The following is a 9,412-nucleotide window of genomic DNA, read 5'->3' as shown; positions in this document are numbered from 1 at the left end:
GGTGATTCGTTGATGGCCATCCCCGGTCACCACCACATCGTCTTCGATGCGGATGCCCGCACGGCCCGTCACGTATGCCCCCGGTTCGATGGTGCACACCACGCCAGCCTCGAGGGATGGCTGGGCGGCGTCGTCCGGCCGGGGTCGTGCGAGCCGTGGCGCCTCGTGTACCTCGAGACCGAGCCCATGCCCCGTGCCGTGTCCGAATGTCTCCCCCAGGCCCGCGGCGTCCAGCACGTCCCTGGCGGCTTTGTCCACGTCGCCCGGTTCCGCGCCCGGACCAACGGCACTGCACCCGGCCACCTGCGCCGCAAGCACCGCCTGATACTGGCGGTCCACCTCCGGCGAGGGGGTTCCCAGACAGACGGTCCGGGTCAGGTCGACGCAGTATCCGCCGTAGACCCCACCGAAGTCCAGTACCACCACCTCATCAGTAGAGAGGCGGCGGTCCGTCGGCCGGGCGTGCGGGAGTGCGCTCCGGGGCCCGCTCGCGACGATCGTGTCGAAGGCGGCGCGCGAGAACCCGGCGGCCCTGACGCGCGCGTCGATGTCGGCGGCCACTTCGAGTTCCGAGCGGCCGGCCCGCGCCACGCCGTCGCGGAGGATACCCCGTGCGGCGTCGCTCAATCGGCGCCCCGCCTCGCGGAGAATCGCGAGTTCGGCGGCATCCTTTACGCGGCGAAGTCCCTCGATGAGGTCGAGCGGCGCATCGACGAGCGTCCCGCGCCACTCGACAGCGGCCAGTTCGTGCTCGAGGAGGCGGCCGTCGTGCAGCGACAAGACGCGACTCTCCAGCACGAGCGCGCGCATGCCCTCTCCCACGCAGCGGTCAGCCAGCCAGGCGGCCGGGCGGATCGCCGACGTGTGCACGGGAATCACCAGGTCGCGCCCCACCTCGTCGGCGCGAGCGCCGGCGGCCGCTTCATACCGCGGGTCCACGAGCACGTGGAGCCGGCCGTCGGCAGTCAACAGGCCCGCGCCGGCTGTCGCCTCCAGACCGCAGAGGTACCGCAGATTCGTGAGGTGCGAGATGTACAGGGCGTCGGCCCCGGCGCCCTGCACCGCCGCCGACGCCCGCGCAAGGCGGGCCCGGTAGTCGAACGCGGGCAGTGAAGCGGCTGACACGGCGGCGCCAGTGTCGCACGAGAAATGAGCTGACGAACGGGTTTCCGCCGTCGCGCGACGCGCTATGGCGAGACCGTTCGCTCCATGTCCGTCATTCGGCGTTCATCATTCCTGCCCGGCGTCACTGCCCGTTGTGGAACAGGGCGGCGCGGCGGGCGCGGACCGAATCCAGCAACTGCTGGAGCGACAGCAGCGTGGGCGCCATCGTCTCGTCGTTCAGTACCGCATCGTCCACCGCGGCGTCGACGGCCGCGTCGGCCATGGCGGCGCGGACGGCCGGCGACGGATGCGCCGGGGGCTCGAGCGAATCGGACAGCCCCGCCTGCGCGAACACCTCGCCGAGTGCGGACTTCAGAGAGCCGGTCCACATGTCGCCTGATGCGGGTTCGCTGATCGCCGGATGACCTGCCGCGCCGTAGCCGTCGGCGAAGGTGGGAAATCCGGCGGCGACACGTCGGGCATCCGCATCGTCGGCTGCAGCGACAGCCACATCGACGGCGTCGCTGACGGCATCAGCAGCCGCATCTGGGGACTCCGTATCAGCGGCGGTGGCCACGTCAACGGCCTCGCGGACCGCATCGGCGGCAACGATGGATGCCTGAGCGGCGGCTACACCTGCGACGTCGATGGCCTCATCCGCAGTCGCAATGGACGCGGAGTCGGCGGCGACGTCAGGGATGGTGGGAAGCGGAGGTGGTTCGACCGACAGTGGAAGCGGTGGCGGTTCCACGACGTCGGCCTCGGCGGCGTGGGCCGTCGGTACGTTGTCCGCGCCTGACGGGTCGTGCAGGTCGCTCACCGACCATGTCGCGGAGGGACTGTCGGGAATCGCCCAGGGTCCTGTCTCCTCCTCCGCGTGGCCGGCCCAGTCCGTCGCGTCGACGACGGTCTCCGGCTCCTGCGCGCCGGTTTCCCAGCGGGAGAACGGGACCGACTCGGCCTGCGGCTCACCTCCGAAGGCACCACTCCAGAACGGCGACGATTCGTCTGCGGCCGCCGCCGATGCTTCGGCAGCGCTGGTCTCGCTCACCTGAACGTCAGCGCCAGCCTCGACTGATGCGTCAGACACTGCTGACGGTTCGCTGCCTGACGATTCGGCGGCGAAGACGTCGACGAGCGGCGCCAGGATCGTCGGCGCGTCCCACACGCCGGGGTCCACGACAGCCGCGACCGGCGCGGCGGGCGCACCAGCCGCCACGGCGGGAGTCGCGGGATCGGCGTCGAGGACGGGCACGGGCCACACGCCAGCGGGCTCCTCGCCCTGGAGCACGGGCGGCGCGAACAGCATCGTGGGCGCATCATCGTGAGCGATCGCATCGGCATCCGGGAGCGACGCCGCGCCGAACGCCTCATCGGCCTGCACGTCGACGACCGCTTCGCCGGGCGTGCCGCCACCGACCTGATACGAATCAGAGACCGGCGTCGACCACGCGTAGTCGCCGAATCCCTGCGCATCGTTGCCGGCATCGAACAACGCCGACGCGACGATCGACGGCGGAGCCGGCGACGGGTCGACGCCGGCGTACGACGCCATCTCGCCATCCGACGGTGGCGCGTCGCCGAGCGCGGCCTTCGCCGATTCGAGGGCGCGCGCCGCGGCCAGGTTGTCAGGCGCCTGCGCCACGGCCTGCTCCAGTTCCGCCACGGCGCTCGCGGCGTCGCCGCTGTCGAGCAGCGCGCGACCGAGGGTCACGCGCGCCGAAACATACGCCGGGTACTGCGCGAGTCCGTCGCGGCACACCTCGATCGCATCGGCGAAATGGCCGGCGCGGCGATGTTCCTCCGCGAGGGCGGCAAAGGCCGTCGGTGACGCATGCGACTGCATGCGGCGCCGGAGCTGTTCGAGTGGGTTCCCGGTCGACATGCGGGGTCTCTCGAGAGAGGCGGCGCTATGGCCGCGCGATCACATCGATCTGCTTGGTCACCGACACCTTGTTGCCAAGTGCGTTGGTGACCGTGAGCTTCACGAAGTAGTCACCGGTCCGCGGGAACTGATACCTGATCACGCGACCCGACAGGATGATGTTGCGGTCGTCCATGTTCCACTCGTACTGCAGCGACGGCGAGTCGTAGCAATCGGCGGGCGCGCTCGCCGTGAGCGAGCAGTCCCTGGACAGGCCGGCATCGAGCGTGACTTCCTCCATCACGTACGGCTCGGTCGGACGCCACGTGAAGTTGGCGATCGGCTGTCCCGGGAACACGATGGTGCCGAGCGGCACGAGCCGGATGGCCACCGATCGTTCGACGGCGTTCATGTAGTCGCCGCTGAGCGGCGTGAACGTCACCTGCACGAGGTTACCGCCATCGGGGTTGCCCGAGAGGCCTCCCGGCGGGGCCGTGTACACGACCGTCGCGCGACCGTCGGCACCCGTGCTGAAGTGCTTGCTCGACAGCGACCCGAGGTCGACGATGGCGCCGCCCACGCGGATGTCGGCACGCAGCGGCACGTTCGGCTTGGGCTCGCTGTTGGGCCCGCGCGCGGTCACGGTGATCTGCGACGTCGACATGCCGTCGGTATTGAGGATGTCCGGCGATGCGAGCACCTGGAGCGAGAGGCCGAGTTCCGACGGGCCCGTGGCCTTCGGAATCTCCGGCTTGTTCGTGCAGGCCGCGGTGGCCCACACGCCGGCCAGTGCCAGCAGCAGAAGAGAATTGCGTCGTGCGGTCGTCATGGCTGCACCTGGCCCTAGTCGGGGTCCGCCCAGTCGGCGAAGTTGATGCTCATCGAACCGGTCACGGTGACGTCGCGCCCGGTCTGGTCCTTGCCGAAGAACGTCACGTCGGCGATGGTCGAGATGAGGAGCGCGCCGTTGCCGCCACGCAGCGTGACGAGCGGCTTCTCGAGCTTGGCCTGCGCGCGAACGATGCTGAACACGACCGAGGTCGGCTGTTCGCCGATCGTCGCGCCCATGGCGCCCTCGAACGCGTACGGCACGTCCTCACCCTGCGTGTTGCGGCCGTCGGTCCGGCGGTACTCCACGCGATAGCGGTTCAGCGTGACGAGGTTGTTGGTCGTCGGCCCCGTGGGGTTGGTGACGTCCTTCATCGCGAGCGACAGCGTGACGCGCCCGTTGTCCTCGAAGATGCCGCCCTTGGTCATCACGTCCGACCGCAGGACCGACATGAACGTGCCGCCGCCCTGGTCGGCACCGGACGAGCCTTCGAGCCGCTGCAGCACCAGGTAGGACGAAGCCTGGCTCGTGCGCACAGTGCTGCTGCAGCCGGCGACGAGCGTGGCGCCGCCCGCCACCAGGACGAGGACGGCAGCGCGCATCGTGCGGCTCCGGCCTGACTGCGTGAGATATCGCGTAAGTCTCATTTGACGGGTCCTCCGTCACGCAGGATGCGCGGCGTGATGAAGATCAGGAGTTCGCCTTCGTCGTCGGTCGCCGTGTCGCGGCGGAACAGCCGGCCGACGAGCGGCAGGCGGTGCAGGCCCGGCGTGCGGTCCTCGGTGAACTGCGTGGTGGCTTCGTTGATGCCGCCGATGACCGTGGTGCCCTGGTCGGCCACGAGCACGCGCGTGGTCACGCGCTGCGTGTTGATCGAGCGGTTGCCGTTGGCCTCGATCTGGCCCGGCGATCCGTTGTCGACGTCGACGTCGAGGATCACCGTGTTCGCTTCGGTGATGCGCGGCGTCACGTTGAGCGTGAGGGCCGCCGTCTTGAACTGCACCTGCGGCACGGGCTGGATGACGTTCACGCCTTCGCCGGCGCCCGGCGTCTGCAGCGTGGTGTAGGGAATCTCCTGGCCGCGCGTGATCGTGGCCTTGATGTTGTTCTGCGTCACCACGCGCGGACGGAGCATGATGCTCACCCGGCCCTGCGTCTCGAGTGCCGACAGCGCCACGTCGAGGTTGAACGCGCCGTTCACGCTCCCGAGCTTGATGAACGCGTTGTCCACGGCCGTGTTGATCGTGCCTGCAGTGCCGCCGGTGTTGATCGAGTTCGGGAACGCCATCTTCGTGGTGTTGCCGAGTTCGGGCGTCGCGGCGCCACCGAAGCCCCACAAGAGCCCGAGTTCCCGCGCGGCGGTCTTGGTGGTCCGCACGATGCGCGCCTCGATCTCCACCTGTGCCTGCGGGCGATCGAGCTCGGCGATGAGCTGCTCGGCCTTGGCGATACCGTCCGGGATGTCGAACAGGATCAGTGTGTTCGTGTTCTCGTCCACCTGGACGTCACCGAACGTCGTCATGCCCGACTTCTTGATGAGGGGCGCCAGATCCTTCGCGTTCGCGTAGCTGAGGCGCGACGTCTTGTATTCCTTCTTCGACACGGCCAGTTCGCGCATCCGCTCTTCGGCCTGCTTGCGACGCTCGGCGGCCTCGTTCGAGAAGGTCTGCGTCGGAGCGATCCTGACGATGGTGCCGTCGACGCTGTAGGCGAGCTGGTTGGCGCGGAGGATCATTTCGAGCGCCTGGTCCCACGGCACGTCCCTGAGCGCCACGTCGACCACGCCCTTGACGCCCGGATCGAGCACCAGGTTGAGCCCCGTCACCTCCGCCAGCGTGCGAAGGACGGCGCGCAGATCCACACCCTCGAAGTCGAGCGAGATGGGGAAACCCGTGTACCGGCCGTCGGCCATCGCCTTGGCATCCGGCAGCTGCACCGTCTGCGGCACGGGCGGCGCTGCGGCTGGTGGCGCTGCGGGTACGGGCGGTGTCGCCGCGGTGCGACGAGCTGTCCGCGGTGGCGCAGGGCTCGCGGGACGCGGCGCGGCGGGAGCGGAGGCGGGCACGACCTCGGGGCCAGACGGCGGCGCCTTGGCCGCCACGGCGGTGGGCGCCGCTGCCTTGCCGAACGCGCGGCTCTGCGCTTCATCGTCACGGCGCGCGCGCTGATTCGGATCGCCGATCGTGATGACCAGCGACTGCTGATCCGACGAGGGCCGCACCTTGTAGAGGAAGGTGCCGTTCAGATCCACCACCAGGCGCGTGACGACCGGCGTCACGCTGTGGCGCGCCACGCGTACCCGGCGCACCAGCCCGGTGTTGACGGCGGTGGTAGCCGCGACCTTCGGCGTGACCCCGGCAAAGTCCAGCACCAGTCGTGCGGGTGACGCGTCGGGAATCTGCACCGCCGATGCCGTCAGCTTGCCGTTGCCCTCCACGGTGATGAGAACGTCGCCGTCCTCGCTCGCCGTGCGGAGCGCCGTCAGCGCGCGCGCGGCCTCCGATTCTGGGGCTGTGGCCTGGGCGGCCAGGCGAGCCATCAGGGGTGGTGACACGCGCCACGGCGTGTCGATGACCAGGCGCTGTCCATCCTGGACCTGCTGCGGGATCTCGCGCGCCTCACGCCCCACGCTCGACGCCAGCGTCGCGACGGACGCACTGACGGCGAGAACGGCGGTGAGGACGGCGAGGATCGGCGTGCGCGGGCGCATCATCGGTTCTCCTCGGGGGTTCTCAGGGTCTTGCGGATTTCACGCTGCTTCACGGGCGACAACGGGTCGTCCACCCGCTGCACGAAGATCACGGCGTCTTTGGCGACCACCTTGACGGCACCGTCGAGGAGGGGATCGCCGGGGCGGAGGGTGTAACTCTTCTTGTCGGGCGCCTGGACGATCGCAAGCAACGCGCCGCCGCTGCGCAACACGCCGCGGACGGCCAACTCGTTGATGAGCAGCCCTTTGGTGCCCGCGGTGCGGTCGCCCGCCGGCAGACGCGCGTCACCCCGCGAGAGCAGGCTCACGAACGGATCGCGGCGTCCGGCCGGGTCGTACCCGACGCGGTCTTCCGGCACGACGGCGGCCTGCGCGGCAGCCGCCGCTGCCGCCGCACGCGCCCCCGGTGGCGTGGCGGGTGTGGTGCCGTTGTCGTTGGTCGCGGCGGGCGCCGTGACCGGCAGGACGACGGCCAGCGCCAGCAGGACGAGGCGGATGGGAGTGATGGACATGGCGGACACCTCAGCGAGCGGCCGTCGGCGGACGGGCACCGGCGGCACCGGGACGCTTGTTTCCGGCTGCGGCAGGCGCGGCGGGCGCCTCCTGGAGGACGAACGTGGTGACGGTGCACTGCGCGTCGACGGTGGCCGGCGTAGGGTCGTTGGCGGTGTGCGCCTTGATCTGGATGCCCGAGATGTTGATGATGCGCGGCATCCGGCTGACCTTGTCGAAGAACGCGCCGAGGTCGTGGTACGTGCCTTCGAGCTGCAGCGAGATCGGCCATTCGGCGTGCTGCGCCTTCTGCGCCACCGCCTGCGGCTTGAAGCCCCGGATGGTGAGGCTCGACTGCGTGGCGAGCGTCTGGATGCGGCGCAGCAGGTCGCCCACGTCCTTCTGCTCGGGCAGCACGTTGCGCAGGGCCGTGAGACGCGCGGTCTGCTCCGCGATGCCCGCCCGCAGCTCGGGCAGTCGCTTCTCGTCGATGCGCGCGCGCGCGTTCTCCACCTCGATCTTCTGAGCGTCGGCTTGTGTCCTGGCCACCGCGGCAGCCATGTCCGTGCCGTAGACGTAGTAGTGCGCGCCGAAGAGACCGGCCGCGAGCACCACGTACAGGGCCACCTGGCCCCACAAGGGCAGCTTCTTGAGTCCGAGATCCATGGCCATGGTCCTCAGCGACGGGCCGCGCGCGCCGCAGGGGCGGCGGGGGCAGGCTCAGGCGTCTCGATGGCGCCCATCGGGAAGGCAGCCTTGACGGTGAACTTCATCAGGTCGCCTTCCCCGCGCCCGTTCTCGACTTCGGTGTTGATGATTTCCACAGGACGGTTGAACGCCCCGGAGTTCTCGAGGTTGCCGATGAGGTCCGACAACGCCGTGAGCGTGGTCGTGCGTCCCTCGAGAGTCACGTCGGCGCCGGCCTGCTGCATCTGCGTGAGCCACAGGCGCTCGGGCAACTGGCGGCTGACCTGGTCGAGCAGGAGCACCGGCGAGCGCTGCCCTTTGCGGAGCTGCTCGATGAGTGCGACGCGCTGCTGCAGCAGGGCTTCCTGCGCCTCGAGCTTGGCGCGCTCCTCCTTGACGGACTTGAGGCGCGTCTCCTCGGCCCTCGCCTGTTCGAGCTGGAGGTCCGCGTTACGCTGCTGCGCCTGCAGATCGAAGTGCCGGTAGCCCGTGGCCGCGGCGCCCGCGAGCACGATGAGGGCGCCGAGGATGTGGATCTTGTTGGCGCTCAGCCCCGAGAACGCCGGCGCTTTCGCGACGTGCTGTTCGGAGGCGAGCAGGTTGACGCGAATCATCGGTCCCCCATCCGGCGCAGGGCCAGTCCGACGGCGACGGTCGACGCCGCGGCGGCTTCGGTCAGCACCGGCACGCCGAACTTCGCGGCGTCGAAGCTGACGGTCTTGAACGGGTCGAGCACTTCGACGGGATAGCCGAGGCGGTCGTGGAGGGCCTCCACCAGGCCACTCACCTGCGATCCGCCGCCCGTGACGAGCAGCAGGTCGATGTGATCCGCACCGGTGGTGCCGCGGAAGAAGTCGAGCGTCTTCTGCACTTCGAGGAGCACGGCCTCGGTGACCATCTGGAGGCTCGGCCCCGTCTGCGTGGGGTCGAGGCCGTCGGCCGGATAGCCGCGCTTGAGCAGATCGGCGCTCTCCTGCGCGATCTGGAAGTCCTTCTGGAGGGCCTCGGTATAGGCGTTGCCGCCGATCGGCACGTCGCGCGTGAACAGCGACTGGTCGCCGCGCACGATGTTGATGTTGATGGCGCTCGCCCCGATGTTCAGGAGCGCGACGATGGCATCGCGGGCCCCGTAGTTGGCTTCGTAGGCGTTCTGGAGCGCGAAGGCGTCGACGTCGACGATGGCGGGCACGCGGCCGGCCTGGGCGATGACGCCCGTGTAGTCGGCGATCGTCTCCTTCTTGGCCGCCACCAGGAGCACGTCCATCGTGGCCCCCGCGGCGGCGCCCTTGGGCGGCCGCGTCAGGATCTGGTAGTCGAGGTTGACGTCCTGGATGTCGAACGGGATGTATTGTTCGGCTTCCCAGGTGATCGACGTCGCCAGTTCGGAGTCGGTCATGGCCGGCAGCGTGATCTTCTTGACGATCACGGCGTTGCCCGACAGCGAGGCGGCCACGTCGCGGTTCTTGATGCCGAGCCGCTCGAAGAGACGCCGAATGGCCTCGGCCACGGCGGTCCCGTCGATGATGGCCCCGTCGACGATGGCGTCGGACGGGAGCGGCTCGATGCCGAACGCGACCACCTTCCAGCCCTTGCCGGAGGCTTTCAGTTCGACAGCCTTGATGGCGCTCGATCCGATGTCCAGTCCGACGACTGGCTTCTGCTTGCGGAACAGCACGTCGACCTCACTCACTGGGGACGTCCCAGGGCCCGGCCCAACTGCCGAGCA

9 protein-coding genes are annotated in these 9,412 nt (G+C 69.5%); all 9 read right to left on the bottom strand.

Going from position 1 to position 9,412, the window contains the following annotated elements:
- The coding region (locus IT182_08765; GenBank protein ID MCC6163426.1) for an aminopeptidase P family protein at window positions 1-1,125 on the bottom strand (1,125 nt) is incomplete at its 3' end.
- Window positions 1,126-1,246: 121 nt separating this feature from the next.
- Window positions 1,247-2,989 (bottom strand): tetratricopeptide repeat protein, encoded by a 1,743-nt coding sequence (locus tag IT182_08760; protein ID MCC6163425.1) that lies wholly within the window; start codon window positions 2,987-2,989, stop codon window positions 1,247-1,249.
- 25 nt (window positions 2,990-3,014) lie between these two features.
- A complete protein-coding gene (locus IT182_08755) occupies window positions 3,015-3,797 on the bottom strand; it encodes a PKD domain-containing protein (protein ID MCC6163424.1) in 783 nt (260 codons plus the stop codon).
- Between the two features lie 14 nt (window positions 3,798-3,811).
- Window positions 3,812-4,444 carry a hypothetical protein gene (locus IT182_08750; protein ID MCC6163423.1) on the bottom strand — a complete coding sequence of 211 codons (633 nt, stop codon included), beginning with the start codon at window positions 4,442-4,444 and terminating at the stop codon, window positions 3,812-3,814.
- Window positions 4,441-6,510, bottom strand: coding sequence for a type IV pilus secretin PilQ (gene pilQ / locus IT182_08745; protein MCC6163422.1), 2,070 nt, complete (start codon window positions 6,508-6,510; stop codon window positions 4,441-4,443). The genes IT182_08750 and pilQ overlap by 4 nt, the downstream gene beginning before the upstream one ends.
- Window positions 6,507-7,019 carry a hypothetical protein gene (locus tag IT182_08740; GenBank protein ID MCC6163421.1) on the bottom strand — a complete coding sequence of 171 codons (513 nt, stop codon included), beginning with the start codon at window positions 7,017-7,019 and terminating at the stop codon, window positions 6,507-6,509. The genes pilQ and IT182_08740 overlap by 4 nt, the downstream gene beginning before the upstream one ends.
- Before the next feature lie 10 nt (window positions 7,020-7,029).
- Window positions 7,030-7,665: a type 4a pilus biogenesis protein PilO gene (gene pilO / locus IT182_08735; protein ID MCC6163420.1), complete on the bottom strand. Its 636-nt coding sequence runs from the start codon at window positions 7,663-7,665 to the stop codon at window positions 7,030-7,032.
- Window positions 7,666-7,676: 11 nt separating this feature from the next.
- Entirely contained in the window at window positions 7,677-8,300 is a 624-nt protein-coding gene (locus IT182_08730; GenBank protein ID MCC6163419.1) for a PilN domain-containing protein, read from the bottom strand.
- Entirely contained in the window at window positions 8,297-9,376 is a 1,080-nt protein-coding gene (gene pilM / locus IT182_08725; protein MCC6163418.1) for a type IV pilus assembly protein PilM, read from the bottom strand. Before pilM ends, IT182_08730 begins: the two co-directional genes overlap by 4 nt.
- Window positions 9,377-9,412: the final 36 nt, after the last annotated feature.

The sequence above is a fragment of the Acidobacteriota bacterium genome (assembly GCA_020845575.1).
In the GTDB taxonomy this organism is placed as follows: Bacteria; Acidobacteriota; Vicinamibacteria; order Vicinamibacterales; family Vicinamibacteraceae; genus Luteitalea.
Note: the sequence above shows the minus strand (reverse complement) of the source record. Positions and strands in the feature narration are given on the sequence as shown.

Coding starts and splice junctions, on each gene's coding strand:
- IT182_08760 (MCC6163425.1), bottom strand. CDS start 2,989: ATGTCGACCGGGAACCCACTCGAACAGCTCCGGCGCCGCATGCAGTCG.
- IT182_08755 (MCC6163424.1), bottom strand. CDS start 3,797: ATGACGACCGCACGACGCAATTCTCTTCTGCTGCTGGCACTGGCCGGC.
- IT182_08750 (MCC6163423.1), bottom strand. CDS start 4,444: ATGAGACTTACGCGATATCTCACGCAGTCAGGCCGGAGCCGCACGATG.
- pilQ (MCC6163422.1), bottom strand. CDS start 6,510: ATGATGCGCCCGCGCACGCCGATCCTCGCCGTCCTCACCGCCGTTCTC.
- IT182_08740 (MCC6163421.1), bottom strand. CDS start 7,019: ATGTCCATCACTCCCATCCGCCTCGTCCTGCTGGCGCTGGCCGTCGTC.
- pilO (MCC6163420.1), bottom strand. CDS start 7,665: ATGGATCTCGGACTCAAGAAGCTGCCCTTGTGGGGCCAGGTGGCCCTG.
- IT182_08730 (MCC6163419.1), bottom strand. CDS start 8,300: ATGATTCGCGTCAACCTGCTCGCCTCCGAACAGCACGTCGCGAAAGCG.